Source organism: Sorangium sp. So ce1504, from assembly GCF_051521635.1.
Taxonomy (GTDB): Bacteria; Myxococcota_A; Polyangia; order Polyangiales; family Polyangiaceae; genus Sorangium; species Sorangium cellulosum_B.
The window spans coordinates 11,523,156-11,536,891 of sequence record NZ_CP150365.1 but is presented as its reverse complement, the minus strand read 5'-3'; the positions used below and the strand labels follow the sequence as shown (position 1 = coordinate 11,536,891).

Annotated in this window: 12 protein-coding genes; 8 read left to right on the top strand and 4 right to left on the bottom strand. The window is 72.2% G+C overall.

Annotated features, from left to right (window positions below):
* Nucleotides 1-5 precede the first annotated feature (5 nt).
* From WMF39_RS43510 to lpdA, 5 genes are all read left to right on the top strand, one after another.
* A complete protein-coding gene (locus tag WMF39_RS43510; protein ID WP_437742310.1) occupies nucleotides 6-1,034 on the top strand; it encodes a HEAT repeat domain-containing protein in 1,029 nt (342 codons plus the stop codon).
* Nucleotides 1,031-1,642 (top strand): DUF4149 domain-containing protein, encoded by a 612-nt coding sequence (locus tag WMF39_RS43505; protein ID WP_437742309.1) that lies wholly within the window; start codon nucleotides 1,031-1,033, stop codon nucleotides 1,640-1,642. Before WMF39_RS43510 ends, WMF39_RS43505 begins: the two co-directional genes overlap by 4 nt.
* A gap of 129 nt (nucleotides 1,643-1,771) precedes the next feature.
* Complete coding sequence (locus WMF39_RS43500; protein WP_012240611.1) at nucleotides 1,772-2,047, top strand: hypothetical protein; 276 nt, start codon at nucleotides 1,772-1,774, stop codon at nucleotides 2,045-2,047.
* Between the two features lie 114 nt (nucleotides 2,048-2,161).
* Nucleotides 2,162-3,355: a thiamine pyrophosphate-dependent dehydrogenase E1 component subunit alpha gene (locus tag WMF39_RS43495; protein ID WP_437742308.1), complete on the top strand. Its 1,194-nt coding sequence runs from the start codon at nucleotides 2,162-2,164 to the stop codon at nucleotides 3,353-3,355.
* 161 nt (nucleotides 3,356-3,516) lie between these two features.
* A complete protein-coding gene (gene lpdA, locus WMF39_RS43490) occupies nucleotides 3,517-4,923 on the top strand; it encodes a dihydrolipoyl dehydrogenase (protein WP_437742307.1) in 1,407 nt (468 codons plus the stop codon).
* A gap of 76 nt (nucleotides 4,924-4,999) precedes the next feature.
* On the opposite strand, the gene WMF39_RS43485 is transcribed toward lpdA, so the two are convergent.
* Together WMF39_RS43485 and WMF39_RS43480 are read right to left on the bottom strand one after the other, a co-directional pair.
* The gene (locus WMF39_RS43485) at nucleotides 5,000-6,154 is read right to left on the bottom strand and encodes a bifunctional methionine sulfoxide reductase B/A protein (protein ID WP_437748112.1); all 1,155 of its coding nucleotides are present in this window, start codon (nucleotides 6,152-6,154) and stop codon (nucleotides 5,000-5,002) included.
* A 103-nt stretch (nucleotides 6,155-6,257) separates the two neighbouring features.
* The gene (locus tag WMF39_RS43480; protein ID WP_437742306.1) at nucleotides 6,258-7,274 is read right to left on the bottom strand and encodes a hypothetical protein; all 1,017 of its coding nucleotides are present in this window, start codon (nucleotides 7,272-7,274) and stop codon (nucleotides 6,258-6,260) included.
* Between the two features lie 195 nt (nucleotides 7,275-7,469).
* On the opposite strand from WMF39_RS43480, the gene gloB reads away from it, so the two are divergent.
* The 3 genes from gloB (at nucleotide 7,470) to WMF39_RS43465 (ending at nucleotide 11,023) form a co-directional block, all read left to right on the top strand.
* Nucleotides 7,470-8,225, top strand: coding sequence for a hydroxyacylglutathione hydrolase (gene gloB, locus WMF39_RS43475; protein ID WP_437742305.1), 756 nt, complete (start codon nucleotides 7,470-7,472; stop codon nucleotides 8,223-8,225).
* 66 nt (nucleotides 8,226-8,291) lie between these two features.
* Nucleotides 8,292-10,082, top strand: coding sequence for a 1-acyl-sn-glycerol-3-phosphate acyltransferase (locus tag WMF39_RS43470; protein WP_437742304.1), 1,791 nt, complete (start codon nucleotides 8,292-8,294; stop codon nucleotides 10,080-10,082).
* Nucleotides 10,079-11,023, top strand: coding sequence for an NAD(P)-binding domain-containing protein (locus WMF39_RS43465; RefSeq protein ID WP_437742303.1), 945 nt, complete (start codon nucleotides 10,079-10,081; stop codon nucleotides 11,021-11,023). The genes WMF39_RS43470 and WMF39_RS43465 overlap by 4 nt, the downstream gene beginning before the upstream one ends.
* Before the next feature lie 21 nt (nucleotides 11,024-11,044).
* On the opposite strand, the gene WMF39_RS43460 is transcribed toward WMF39_RS43465, so the two are convergent.
* Together WMF39_RS43460 and WMF39_RS43455 are read right to left on the bottom strand one after the other, a co-directional pair.
* The gene (locus WMF39_RS43460; protein WP_437742302.1) at nucleotides 11,045-12,082 is read right to left on the bottom strand and encodes a M28 family peptidase; all 1,038 of its coding nucleotides are present in this window, start codon (nucleotides 12,080-12,082) and stop codon (nucleotides 11,045-11,047) included.
* 208 nt (nucleotides 12,083-12,290) lie between these two features.
* Nucleotides 12,291-13,274: an SUMF1/EgtB/PvdO family nonheme iron enzyme gene (locus WMF39_RS43455; RefSeq protein WP_437742301.1), complete on the bottom strand. Its 984-nt coding sequence runs from the start codon at nucleotides 13,272-13,274 to the stop codon at nucleotides 12,291-12,293.
* Between the last annotated feature and the right edge of the window lie 462 nt (nucleotides 13,275-13,736).

Genomic DNA, 13,736 nt, shown 5'->3' with positions numbered 1-13,736 from the left:
GCCGCGTGTTCGGACCGGCCCCCGCGAAAAGGACGCTCGAGGCTGCGCTGCGCGACGTCGCTTCGCAGAAGCCCGCCGTGCGCGCGGAGGCCGTGAACGACCTCGTCCCGTATGCCGCGACGGCACGGGAGCAGGTCGTGCGCGCGATCGAGGGCGCGCTCCGCGTCGATGAGCACGCGGCGGTCCGCGCGGCGGCGGCCATCGCCCTCGCCGACACGAAGGCCGTCGAGGCGCTCCCGGCCCTGCTCCTCGCCGTCGAGGACGTGGATCCCTACGTCCGGCAGATGGCGATCACGGCGCTCGGTGAGATCGGCGACATGCGGGCCACGGGCCGGCTCCGGCGCGCCCTCTCGGACGAGCGGCCCGAGGTGCGGTTCCAGGCGGTGATCGCGTTCCCGCGCGTCTGCGCCCAGCAGGCCGACGCGATCGAGGCCGTCATGCAGGCCACCCACGACGACGACCCGCTCGTCTGCCACATCGCGCTGCGGATGTTCGAGGAGCTGGGGGAGTCCAGCGGCGAGCTGCCTCCGTTGGGCATGGCGCGGGCCCGCGCGCTGCTCGGCCACGCGTCCCCGCTCGTCCGGGCAGCGGCGGCGGTCGTCACCGCGCGCTTCGGCGATCCGGTGGGCCACCCCGTGCTCGCCGAGATCGTGGGAGGAAAGCTCCACGGGGTCGATCGCGAGGACGAGGCCGCGGCCATCGAGCTCTGCGGCGAGCTCGGCCTCGCCGCTTCCCGGAGCGCCCTGGAGCGGCGCGCGTTCGGGCTGAGGCTCGGCTTCGGCCGCGATCCGCTGCGCTGGCACGCGCGCGTCGCGCTCGCGCGGATGGGCCACGAGCGGGCCATCCGCGACATCCTCGGCGAGCTCGGCGCGTGGGACCGCCACAAGCGCACGCTCGCCGTCGCGGCCGCCGGTCGCGCCCGCCTCTCGGCCGCCCGCGCCGCGATCGCGGCGATGCGGGGAGACGAGCGGAAGGCCGATCAGGGGGCCGTCGAGGAGGCGCTCGCCGCCCTCGCTGCCGAGGTGGATGCATGAACGATGGAGCCCAGTTCAGCGAGGCGGACCTCGCCCCGAGCCCCGAAGAGCGCGCCGCGTCGCGCCGCTCCCTCATCGATCGCGTGGCCGCGAGCGTGGCCGCGCTCGCGGCGGGGGCCTGGGTCGGCGGCATCGTGGCGCTGGGCGCCTGCGCTGCCCCGTTCGTCTTCCGGCTCGCCCCGGCCCCCTTCTCCGGTGACGCGATGAGCGCGGCGTTCGCGCGCTTCGATCAATTCGCGCTCGGCGCCGCGGTGATCCTCCTCGGCGCCGAGGTGGCGCGCACCTGGGCCGCGTACCGCCAGGGCGCCGGCCGCGCGGCGCGCGTGCGCCGGGTCGTCGCCATGGTGTTGGCCGGGTGCGCCGCGTACGTCGGCCTGGCGCTCACCCCACGCATCGCGGCGCTCCACCGCGAGGGCGTCCGGCGCGGCGAGGGGGAGCTCGGCATGGAGCTCGAGCGCGTCCATCGCCGCGCCGAGCTCGTGAGCAAGTCGGAGGTGTTCCTCGGCGCGAGCCTGGTCCTCTTGCACGTCTTCACGCTCGGCGCGCGCCGCCCCGAGCAGGACGACGACGAGGAGGCGGCCGCCCCGCTGCCGCCCGGCCCGCGGTGAGGACGCCGGGGGCGCCCCACCTGCGCCGTCGCCTCGGGCGTGGGCGCGCGCGCGACGATCGAGGCTCCGCGGGGCGCGATCGTCGCGCGCGCGCCGCCGCGCATCGCGCCCACGACACCGAGGGATCCGATGCCGCGTGACAACAAGCTCTATAGCGGCTTCGTCAACCACGATTACATCCTCACCTTCTCGATCGCCGACGAGGCGAACCGGTCGCGCCTCGTCGCGCTCTGCGCCGGACCGTGGCAGGGCGACGAGGTCACGCCCGACACGTGGGAAGTGTCCAATACGCTGAGCCCCGATCAGATGGAGCGCGCCATCCTCGATCTGATGGGCGACGCGGACCGCGCCGCTTACTACTACCTCTCGGACAGCAAGCGGATGTTCCGCGTCCTGCTCGGCTGAGCTCGTGCGTGAGCGATGTGAGCCGCTTCGCTCCGGCGCGCCGCGGGGGCGCGAGGGGCGTCCCCGCGGGCCGAAGGGGCCGCGAGCGCGGTCATTTCGCGGTATGGTCCGGTCATGAGCGAGCTGGAAGCCACGCCGCCCGGCGCCTCGGCGAGGTCCGCCGCCGACGCCCCTCCACCTCACGCGCCCACGCCCCGACCAGGGGAGGGGGCCGACGAGGGCTTGCTCAGCGTCCTCAGGGACGATGGATCCCTGGATCCCGCGACCGACCCCTGCCTGAGCGACGCGCTGCTGCTGCGCGCGTACCGCGAGATCAAGCGCCTCAGGCTGCTCGACGCGCGCATGCTCCTGCTCCAGCGGCAGGGGCGGGTCGGCTTCTACGGCGCGTGCACCGGCCAGGAGGCGACGCCGATCGCCACGGCGCTCGCGGTCGAGCCCACGGACTGGATCTTCCCCGCGCTGCGCGAGAGCGTGATGATGCTGGTGCGCGGCTTCCCGCTCCGCGCCTATGTGGCCCAGGTCTTCGGCAACTCGGGCGACCTCCTCCAGGGGCGCCAGATGCCGTCGCACATGAGCGGGCGGCAGGTGAACCAGGTGTCCTGGTCGAGCTGCATCGGCCCGCAGCTCCCGCAGGCGGTCGGCGCCGCGTGGGCCGCGAAGCTGCGGCGCGACAGCACCGTGGTGGTGGGGTTCATGGGCGACGGCGCGACGAGCGAGCCCGATTTCCACAGCGCGATGAACTTCGCGGCGGTCTTCAAGGCGCCGTGCGTCATGATCTGCCAGAACAACCACTGGGCCATCAGCGTGCCGACGGACCGGCAGACGTCCTCGAGGACGATCGCCATCAAGGGGCGCGCCTACGGCGTGCCGTCGGTGCGGGTCGACGGCAACGACGTCATCGCCGTCTACCGCGCCGTCTCCGAGGCGGTCGCGCGGGCTCGTGGCGGCGGCGGCCCCAGCTTCATCGAGGCGCTCACCTACCGCGTCGGCGCGCACTCCTCGAGCGACGACCCGAGCCGCTACCGGTCGCAGGAGGAGGTCGATCGCTGGACGCAGCGCGACCCGCTGCTGCGCCTCGGGCGCCACCTCGCCGGCCGCGGGCTCCTCGACGACGCCGCGGAGTCCTCCCTCGAGGCGGAGCTCAACGCCGAGATCGCCGCCGCCGTCGCCGAGGTCGAGGCGATGGGCCCGCCTGCCCGAGAGACGCTGTTCGACGACGTCTACGCGGAGCTGCCCTGGCACCTGCGCGACCAGCGCGCAGAGCTCCTGCGCTCCCCGAAAGCGCCGCCGCACGGCGGCGGGCGCTGACCTCGGGGAGGGATTTCCCCTCGCTGCGAGGTCGTGTAAGCCCCGGGCACCCAGGGACGGCTCGCGTTTGCGGGCGCGGCCTCAGGGCTGTCGGCGAGGGGCTTGCCTGACGAACCCCGGCGCCCCTAGTTCCAGTCTTCGAAGCGCACAAAAGGACAAGGATGAAGACCTACGACGCAATCGTGATCGGAGCCGGCCCCGGCGGTTACCCCTGCGCCATCCGGCTCGCTCAGCTCAAGCTGAAGGTGCTCTGCATCGAGAAGGAGAACGTCGGCGGCGTCTGCCTCAACTGGGGGTGTATCCCCTCCAAGGCGTTGATCTCCGCCGCCCACCTCTACGAGAAGTCGCAGGCCGGCGCCGCGATGGGCATCAAGGTCAGCGGCGTCGAGCTCGACGCCAACAAGATGCAGGACTGGAAGGAAGGCATCGTCAAGAAGCTCACCGGCGGCGTCGGGTCGCTGCTCAAGGGCAACGGCGCCGACGTCGTGAACGGCACCGCCACGGTCGTGGGGCCGAAGCGCGTGGACGTGACGCGGGCGGACGGCTCGGTGGAGCAGTTCGAGGCGACCAAGGCGATCGTGATCGCGACCGGCTCGACGACCATCGAGATCCCGACGTTCAAGTTCGACGGCGACACGATCATCGGCGCGAAGGAGGCGGTCAGCCTGCGCCGCGTCCCGAAGCGGCTGATGGTGATCGGCGGCGGCGTCATCGGCCTCGAGCTCGGCATGGTCTACCAGGCGTTCGGCGCCGAGCTCATCGTCGTCGAGGCGCTGCCGGAGCTGCTCACGGGCGTCGACCCCGACTGCACCAAGATCGTCGAGCGCAAGATCCTGAAGCGCGGCGGCACGATCCACAAGAACGCCAAGGCGCTCGGGTACGAGAAGCAGAAGGACGGCTCGGTCGGGGTGAAGATCCAGTCCGACGGCAAGGAGCAGACGATCGTCGTCGACACCGTGCTCGTCGCCGTCGGCATGCGGCCGAGCAGCAAGGGCCTCGGCCTCGAGAAGGTCGGCGTGACGGTCGATCAGCGCGGGTTCGTCCCCACGGACAAGTTCTGCCGCACCAACGTGCCGTCGATCTACGCCATCGGCGACGTCAGCGGGCCGCCCCTGCTCGCGCACAAGGCGACGAAGGAGGGCGAGATCGCCGCCGAGGTCATCGCGGGGCACAAGGCCGAGAAGGACTGGGTCGCGATCCCGGGCGCGATCTTCACCGATCCGGAGATCGCCACGGTGGGGCTCACCGAGGCGGAGGCGAAGGCGAAGGGCCTCGAGGTCAGCATCGGCAAGTTCCCGTTCTCGGTGCTCGGCAAGGCCATGGCCATGAACGAGACCGAGGGCTTCGTGAAGATCGTCGCCGACAAGAAGACGAAGCAGGTGCTCGGCGTCCACATCGTCGGGCCGGAGGCCAGCACCATGATCAGCGAGGCGTCCCTCTCGCTCGAGATGGCGGCCTTCCTCGAGGATCTCTCGCTCACGATCCACCCCCACCCGACCCTCGGCGAGTCGCTGATGGAAGCCGCCGCCCACGCCATGGGCGCCGCGATCCACATCGCCAATCGCTGATCCGCCCGCTCTCGAGCATCACCAGCCTGCGCCGTCGACGAAACCATCGAGTCGACGGCGCGGGCCACCGCCCTCATCAATCGCGCATGAAATGGCACGTATACCCGGCCGGGTATTTTTCCAGGTACTTCTGGTGGTACTCCTCGGCGCGCGTGAACGGCCCGGCCTCCACGATCTCGGTGACGAGCGGGGCGCGCCACTTGCCGCTCTTGTCGACGCGCGCCTTCACCTCCTCGGCGATGCGGCGCTGCTCGGGCGTCGTGACGAAGATCGTTGAGCGGTACTGCGTACCGACGTCGTTGCCCTGGCGGTTCCGCGTCGTCGGATCGTGCATGCGGAAGAACCACTTCTCGAGCAGCTCGGCATAGGACAGCTTCGCGGGATCGAAGACGATGCGCACCGACTCGGCGTGGCCGGTCGATCCGGTCTTCACGTCTTCATAGGTCGGCGCCTTCGTCCGGCCGCCGGCATAACCGACCTCCGTCTCGAGGACACCGGGGATCTGCCGGAGGAGCTCTTCCATCCCCCAGAAGCAGCCGCCCGCCAGGACGGCCGTCTCCAGCGTCGTCTGGCACCCAGGCGCCTCCCCCGGCGCCGGCACGGCGCAGGCGTTCGCGCTCGCTTGCTCCCGAGGCGCGCCGCCGCGGCCCTCGAACAGCGCCCGATAGGCGCCGTAACCCTCCGCCTCGAGGCGAGCCAGCGGGATGAACCGGAGAGACGCGGAGTTGATGCAGTAGCGCAGCCCGTCGGGCGCGGGCCCGTCCTCGAAGACGTGCCCGAGGTGCGAGTTGCCGGCCTTGGAGCGCACCTCCGTTCGGACCATCCCGTGGCCCCTGTCCGAGCGCTCCACGACGCGCTCCGGCTCGACGGGGCGCGTGAAGCTCGGCCAGCCGGTGCCCGAGTCGAACTTGTCGAGCGACGTGAAGAGCGGCTCGCCGCTCGCGACATCCACGTAGAGGCCCGCCTCGTGGTTGTCCCAGAAAGCGTTGCGGAACGGCGGCTCGGTCGCGTCGCGCTGGGTGACCTCGTATGCGAGCGGCGTGAGCTGCTTGCGCAGCTCCTCATCCGACGGTTTGCGATAGCTTCTGTCCGACATCGTCACAGCCTCCTTGGACCCCGGAATCACCTTGCTCGCCCTCCCTGCATCGCCGGCGCGAAAGCACGCGAACACGGCGGCGCACGCAATGAGGACGAGCGCGAAGAGAAGACCAGCAGCGCGGAGCCGTTTCATCATGCACCTGGCCTGTCGAGGGTAGCGCACCTAACCCTCCTACGCCCCGCGGCCCCGCTGGTTTCGCCCGGCGAGCGCGGCCCGCGCGGCGCCGGCCTCAGCGCTACGGGCCGCCGCTCTCCAGCGAGGCGTCGCTCTCGCCGTCGCTCTCGCCGGCGCCCCGCTCGAAGCACTCGGCGGGGATCTCGCGCGCGCGGCGGACGAGGCGGGTCGCCCCGATGAACGCCGACGTGACCGGATCGTAGTAGCCGCTCGCCCCGTGCAGGCCCGGGACCGCGCGCTGGTAGTGGCGCGCGACCCGCTCCATGAGCGCCTCGCGGACGTACTTGCCCACCATCGACGCCATCGCGACGCACAGATCCGAGGCGTCGCTATCGCGGACGAACGCGATCTCGCCGAGGCCGGGGAAGCGGTAGGCGCTGCGGGCGCGGCCCTCCTCGAGCACGGCGTGCATCCTCCCCGCGAGCGGGCCGAACACGGAGCCATACTTGCCGAAGCCACCGACCTTGCCGCACACCGCGAAGACCTCCGCGCCGGCGAGGCCGCGGAGCTCCAGGACGAGGCGCTCCATCGCGTGGAGATCGAGCACGAACCTGTTCTTCCCGGCGCGCGCCCCGTCGTTCATCCGCTTCGCGCAGAGCAGCACCGAGCGCACGGCGACGACCTCGACCCCCTTCTCCGAGAGCTTGTCGAGGTCCTTGCCGATCGCGCCGAGCAGCTCGTCGGATGCGGTGAACGCCTCGCCCTCCGCCGACCAGCACTGCTCCTCGACGTGGCCCGGGCAGAGCGCGCGGAGCGCGGGGCGATCCTCGAGCGCGACGGCGTGGAGCAGCTCGTCCACCGACGACGCGCCGCTGGCCGTCCCCGCGCGGCCGCAGCCGCGCGCGACCAGCGCGCGAGCCCAGGCCTCGCCGAGCGAGACATCCCCGTGCGCCACGAGCTGCTTCGAGTCGCCGAGCCGCTGGGCGAGGGCGCCGCGAGGGGCGCGGCCGGCGACCTGCCAGCCCGCCTCCGTGACGCGCGTGAGGACCGCCGTCACCACCATCGGACCGAGCCGCGGGCCCAGCCCGTTCTCATCGACGCCGATACGGTAGCGGACGGAGGGCTCGGCGGACGTCATGCCGGCCCCTCTGCCACACCATGGCGCCCGCGTCACCGCGCGGATCTCCGCCAGGCCGCCCGCCGTCCCGCTCGGGACCACTTGCCGGTTCGGTCGCAAAATTCTCAAACTTTCTCGAGCTCATGCGCGATCCACGCGCGCCGCGCGCACCTTTTCCCCGGCTCTCGCCGGGGGCGCCGCTATAGTCGACGCCTCATGCGCATCCTCCCCGTGCCCTGCCTCAGCGACAACTACGCGTACCTCGTGGCCGCGGACGGGCGGCGCGAGGCGATCGTCATCGATCCCTCGGAGGCCCAGCCGATCATCGCGGCGCTCGAGCGCGAGAAGCTCAGTCTGGTCGCCATCGTCAACACGCACCACCACCACGATCACGTCGGTGGCAACGAGGCGCTCCGCGAGCGTTACGGCGACCTCCCGGTCTATGCGCACTCGAGCGACGTCGGGCGCGTTCCCGCGCAGACGGAGCGGGTCGAGGAGGGCACGCCGGTCCAGGTCGCCGGCCTCACGCTCCAGCCGTTGCACGTCCCCGGCCACACGCTCGGCGCCGTCTCGTATTGCGTCGAGGACGTTGTGTTCACAGGAGACACGCTCTTCATCGCCGGATGTGGCCGTATGTTCGAGGGGACGCCGGAGGTGATGCACGCCTCGCTCTCCAAGCTCGCCGCGCTCCCGGCGCATACGCGCGTCTTCTGCGGTCATGAGTACACCGTCAACAACCTCCGTTTCGCCGAGGCGGTCGAGCCCGAGAACGAGGCTGTCCGCAGGAAGCTCGCGGCTGCCCGTGCGGCGCGGGAGCGCGGCGAGCCCACGGTCGGGAGCACGATGGCCGACGAGCTCGCGACGAACCCGTTCCTGCGCTGCGGCGAGCCGCGTTTGCAGGCGCGCTTCCCGGGGGCCGCGCCGTCCGACGTGTTCGCCGCCGTGCGTCGCGCGAAGGACGATTACCGCTGACTTTCGGCGTCGCGCGCGGCCGTATTCCGCTCGCGCCCGCCGTCCGATTTCTATACGACTAGGCCCATGGACTCCCGCGCTCCCATCTTCGGGTTCAACGACGCGCGCGACGAGATCGTGCGCACCGTGGTCGACCGGGTCGTCGGCTCCACGAGGGATCCGCTGCTCGCCATGAACGAGGCGGCGTATCAGGAGGCGAAGCGGCTCGAGGGGTCCCGGAAGCCGCAGGACATCCGCGAGCTCGCCGAGTGGCAGCGGCTCGCCCGCTCGCTCGGCCGCATGCACGACGCCGAGCGCCGCCGCCGCCTGCGCGAGCTCTCGGAGGAGTACGCGTGGGACATCGCGGGGAACTTCGACCGGCGCGTCTACCAGCTGTCGTCGCGGCTCCTGCCGCCGGTCGTGAGCGCGCTGCTCGCGCCGCGCAAGCTCATGACCGTGGTCCGCGACCCGCTCAAGCTCGTCAGCCTCGAGCTCCTGGCCGACCGGGTGCTCGTGGAGGGCCCGCTCGCGAAGCTCCGCTCGCTCGTGCAGCGCGGCACGGCCGTCTACGTCCCGACCCACCTGTCGAACATGGACTCGATCGTGTTCGGCTATGCCCTCGAGCGCGCCGGCCTGCCGCCCGCCACGTACGGCGCTGGCAAGAACCTGTTCACGAACCCGGTCCTCTCGTTCTTCATGCACAACCTCGGCGCCTACCGCGTCGACCGGCGCATCCGGCACAACCTCTACAAGGACGTGCTGAAGACGTACTCGGGCGTGCTCCTGGAGCGCGGCTACCACTCGCTGTTCTTCCCGGGGGGCACGCGGTCTCGCTCGGGCGGCATCGAGCGGAAGCTCAAGCTGGGCCTGGTCGGCAGCGCGTTCGAGGCCTACACGCGGACGCTGCAGAGCGGCCGCGAGCGCCGCGTCTTCTTCGTCCCGGCCACGATCAACTACCTCATCACGCTCGAGGCCGAGACGCTGATCGCCGATTTCCTCTCCGAGGCCGGCAAGGGCCGCTTCATCATCGAGGACGACGAGTCGAGCCGCATCGGCCGGATCGCCTCGTTCCTGCGCAAGCTCCTCGCCATGAACGCGGCGGTGGTCATCCGCTTCTCCGAGCCGCTCGATCCGTTCGGCAACCGGGTCGACGAGCTCGGCCGCTCGTTCGACGCCCGCGGTCGCGAGGTCGATCCGGCGAGCTACGTGAAGGATCAGGGCGGCAAGGCGGTCATCGACGCGGCGCGCGACGCCCAGTACGCGCGCGAGCTCGGCGAGGAGATCTGCCGGGCGTACGCGCGCGACACGGTCGTGATGGCGACGCACGTCGTCGCGGCGGCGAGCTTCGCCCGGCTCCGCAGCCAGGCGCCCGCCGCGGATCTCTTCACGGTGCTCCGGCAGCGCGACGTGCTCACGGTGCCGCGCGACGACCTCGCGGCCGACGTCGTGGCCCTCTGCGATCGGCTGCGCGCGCTCGAGCAGCGGGGGTGCATCGTGCTGGGCGAGGACGTCCGGCTCGGCTCGGGCGGGGACATCGTCGAGCGCGCGCTGCGCGCCTTCGCGGGCTACCACTCGTCGCCGGTGCTCGACTCGCGGCCCGACGGCATCGCGATCTGCGACACCAACCTGCTCTTCTACTACCAGAACCGCCTCGCCGCCCACGGGGTGGCGTGGGACGTCATCGCCCCGCCGGGCGTCCCTTCCGGCCTGCAGGTCCAGCCGCCGCTCCCGCCGCTCGAGCCCGCCTCGTCGCCGCCGCCCCTGGAAGAGCCGCGGGGCTCGGCCTCGTCCGCTTCGTCGTCCTCACCGGCCTCGTCCCGCGCGGGCGCTGCGGACGCGCACGTGGGCTCGATGAACGGCGCCGGGGGTGGCCAGTGAGCGCCCCGGGGAGCGCGCTTCCGGCGCCTTCGGTGGGGGTCATCGGCGGCGGTTTCTGGGGCGTGGCGCTGGCGCTCGCGGCCAGCCGCACCGGCGCGGAGGTCCTCCTGTACTCCCGCCGCGAGCAGCCGCAGATCAAAGGCGGCCCGCGGATCGTGCGGGACCACGCGGAGGTCGCCCGGGCGCGGCTGCTGGTGATCGCGGTGCCGTCGAACGCGGCCCGGACGGCGCTGCGCTCGCTCGGCGATCACATGGACGGCTCGCACCTCGTGATCCACGGCGTGCGCGGCCTCGAGGGCGAGGCGCTGAAGACCGTCTCGGATCTGGTGCGCGAGGAGACCCCGGCGCGCCGGGTGGGCGCGCTGGGCGGCCCGGTCCAGGAAGACGAGCTCCGGGAGGGCCGCCCCTCGGCGATGGTGTGCGGCTCGCGCTTCCCGGAGGTCCACGCCGCCGTGACCGCGGCGTTCCAGTCGGACGCGCTCCACGTCTACACGACGCCCGATCTCCAGGGCCTGGAGTGGGCGTCGGCGCTGGTCGGCTGCCTCGCCGTCGGCGTCGGCTTCGCCGAGCAGGCGGGCGCCGGGCCGGGGTTGCTCGCCGCGCTGATCTCGAGGGCGGTCGACAGCGCGGCCCGCGTCGCGGCCGCGGCGGGCGCGGAGGAGCGGACGATGCTGGGGCTCGGCGGCTACGGCGACCTGCTCGCCTCGATCCGGCTCGAGAGCCGCCCCGAGGTGGTGCTCGGCAAGGCGCTCGCGCGCGGGCGGACGCTCGACGAGGCGGTCGCGGAGGCCAGGCTGCGGGTGGAGGCGATCCCGCTGATCCCGCGCGTCGTGGCGTTCGCGAAGGCGCGGAAGGTGGATGCGGGGGTGTTCGAGGCGCTCGAGGCGACCCTGAAGGGCGGCGCGCCGAGGGCGGTGCTCGATCGGATGTTCGCGGCGTGAGGCATGGCGACGGCAGCGCGCTCACTCGTTCGCGAGCGCGAGGACGGCCTGGGCCACGCCGGTGACGACCTTTGCAGCGCGTGCGTAGTCGAGCGTATCCGGCGTGTCCTTGTCGGTGTGGTAACGCCGGTTGCGCAGAAACGCCGTGTCCGTGATCATGACCGCTGGATAACCCGCTTCCCAGTAGCTCCGGTGGTCGGACCAGTCCACGCCCTGGACGAGCGCCGGAGCGCTCAGGGAATAGGCGGGCAGATCGGTCGCGCCGCGCATCGCCCCCTTGACGGTGCGAACGAGCGAGAGCCCCTCCAGGTTGCCGATCACGGCCACGAAGTTCCCCTTCGTGGGATACAGCATGGAGAGCGGCGCCAGCGGGAACGCCTGACTGTCCTCTTCGTCGGTGAAATATCCGATCATCTCCAGGCTGATCATCGCCCGGACCTTCACGCCTGCTGCTTGCATCGCATTCGCGTGATGGGCGCTGCCCATGTGCGCAGACCGGAAATAGGGCGGCTCCTCCAGCGTGAACGCCGCGAGCTCGACGTCGCCGCGGAGGGGCGCGCGGCCGAGCATCCGCCCCAGCTCGAGCAGCCCTGCCACGCCGCTCGCGTTGTCGTCGGCGCCGGGCAAGTCGTCCGCCGCGTCGTAGTGGGCGCCGACCACGACGCGCGTCGACGAATCCGGGCCGAACCGGGCGAGCACGTTGCGATACGTCCGTCCCTCGACATCGTAGAGCTGCTCGGTCACGCGTCCTCCGGCGGCGCTGAGCTCGTCGCGCAGGTACGCCGCGGCGCGGTCCAGCTGCGCGATCTGCCGGTGGCCCCGCGGGCGGAACTCCTCCACGAGCCTCCGGACGTCGCGCTCCATGCGTGCGGGGTCCGCGGAGAGCGCCGGAGCGGGCGGCGGGAGCGCCGCCACGAGGGGCTGGCTGACGCAGGCTCCGATGGCCGCGAGGCCGGCGAGGAGCAGCGCCGCGGCTGCCGCGGCCCACCGGCCGTGGCGGGGGCGAAGCCTTGTGATCGCGCGAGCGTCTTCGAGGGTCGTCGCTGCGCTCGTGGTCATCGAGAGGGCAGGACATCTGGCGGAGGCGCTCTGTTCCTGGCGCGGGCAGGAATCGACGGGCGATCCTCCGAGAGGGCTGCCCGTGATGAGCGCGCCGCAGCCGTCCTCGGGCGCAGCGTCGCTGGGATCGCGCCGCGGGCGAGCTCGCCGGGGCCTGTTGGTGCCGGGGACCTCGGCGCCGAGCCGCGCGTCGTGGCCGGCCGCGCTGTCAGCCGCCGCCGTCTCGCCGGCTCGCGTCGGTCGTCCCCGGAGCGGCTGGCAGCTCGACGCTGTCGCAGCAGCGGAATCCCGTGGAGTAGTCGTGATAGGTCGGCTCGTGGGCGATGGTGGTGAAGTAGCAGCCGGGGCCGAGCTCGCTGGTCGTGCTGAAGAAGCCGCCCATGAACACGCCGTTTCCCTCGTGCCACGGCTGATCGCGGCGCTCGACGCCTTCGGTGCTCATCCGCATCACGAGCTCGTCATCGACCATGTCGCCGACCCACTCGTGCAGGTTCCCGACCATGTCGTGGACGCCGAGCTCGCTGGTGCAGCCGGCGTGCTCGCCGCTCCTCGCCAGGAAGCCTGGTTTCTGGTCGAGGTCGGGGCTGTTGAAGTGTCGCTCGTAGCTCCACCCGCCCGGCGGGTGCTCGCCGAAGACCTCTCGCAGGAGGTGGGGTTTGCCGGTGTTGCACCGCCCGCGCTCGCCGCGCGGGCCGTAGGGGTAGCGGTGGGCGCCGTTGCCGCGGCAGGCGCGCTGCCATTCCCGCCGCGTGCAGAGGCGCTTGCCGGCGGCGACGCAGGCGGCCTTGGCCTCGACGCGGCTGATGTACGCCTGCGGAAAGACGCCGGCCGCGCTGCGGGCGAGGTACCGGACGCCCGGCTCGGGGCGCTTGAAGTGCGGGTGGACGGCGAGCTCTCCGCCGGCGTCGATGATCAGGTGCGCCTCGTAGCGATCGATGCAGAAGCCGCCGACGAGGGCCATGTCGGCGGGGCAGGGGCCGGGCGGCGGGGCGGGAGGGGCGAGCGGCGGGGCGCCGGTCGAGCCGAGCGGGGGCGTCTCCGCGGGGGCGGCGCCCGGGCTGATCGCGGTCGGCGTGGGACCGGGGGCTGAGCCGCTGAGGATGCCTGAGCCGGCGTGCGCGCTGCCGGCAGATGCTGGCGCCGTGAGCGAGGAAGCTGCGGTGGGAGCCATCCTCTCGGCGACGGGCGTCATGTGGGGTTCCCCGGGGGCATCCGCTTTCTTCGCCGGGCTGGTGCCGCCGTCGTTTGGAACGGAGCACGCCGTGAGCCATACCAGGGCGGCGAGCAAGGCTGAACCTGCGGGGCGTGACGGGCGACGTCGGGGCAGCGAGGATCTCTTCGGTAGGCGAGCCCGGAGGCGATCGCGGGGCGGCGCAGACGGCACGGGGCGGAGTGTACACGCGCTCCGCGCGCGGCCGGGTGGGATTGCGGCACGCTCTTTTTCGCCACGCACGTCAGCGCAGCCGCGCCTCTCCCGTGGGTCCGCGTCGTGGTAAGTGAGGTCACGCTGAGGGTAGGCGAAGCCTCGAAGTCAAGGAGCCGGTCGCGCTCGATCGGCGGAGCGGTGGTCTCGTCTCGACGCAACGGTTTGAGCGAAGCGCTCAGGCTGACGCTCCGCGTTTCTCGCACTACGATGGCGCGCATGAGAATCCGC

Bases quoted from the DNA above. Each gene is read 5' to 3' on its own strand.
- gloB (WP_437742305.1), top strand. From the start codon at position 7,470: ATGCGCATCCTCCCCGTGCCCTGCCTCAGCGACAACTACGCGTACCTC.
- WMF39_RS43500 (WP_012240611.1), top strand. From the start codon at position 1,772: ATGCCGCGTGACAACAAGCTCTATAGCGGCTTCGTCAACCACGATTAC.
- lpdA (WP_437742307.1), top strand. From the start codon at position 3,517: ATGAAGACCTACGACGCAATCGTGATCGGAGCCGGCCCCGGCGGTTAC.
- WMF39_RS43455 (WP_437742301.1), bottom strand. From the start codon at position 13,274: ATGACGCCCGTCGCCGAGAGGATGGCTCCCACCGCAGCTTCCTCGCTC.
- WMF39_RS43495 (WP_437742308.1), top strand. From the start codon at position 2,162: ATGAGCGAGCTGGAAGCCACGCCGCCCGGCGCCTCGGCGAGGTCCGCC.
- WMF39_RS43480 (WP_437742306.1), bottom strand. From the start codon at position 7,274: ATGACGTCCGCCGAGCCCTCCGTCCGCTACCGTATCGGCGTCGATGAG.
- WMF39_RS43470 (WP_437742304.1), top strand. From the start codon at position 8,292: ATGGACTCCCGCGCTCCCATCTTCGGGTTCAACGACGCGCGCGACGAG.
- WMF39_RS43505 (WP_437742309.1), top strand. From the start codon at position 1,031: ATGAACGATGGAGCCCAGTTCAGCGAGGCGGACCTCGCCCCGAGCCCC.
- WMF39_RS43460 (WP_437742302.1), bottom strand. From the start codon at position 12,082: ATGACCACGAGCGCAGCGACGACCCTCGAAGACGCTCGCGCGATCACA.
- WMF39_RS43485 (WP_437748112.1), bottom strand. From the start codon at position 6,154: ATGAAACGGCTCCGCGCTGCTGGTCTTCTCTTCGCGCTCGTCCTCATT.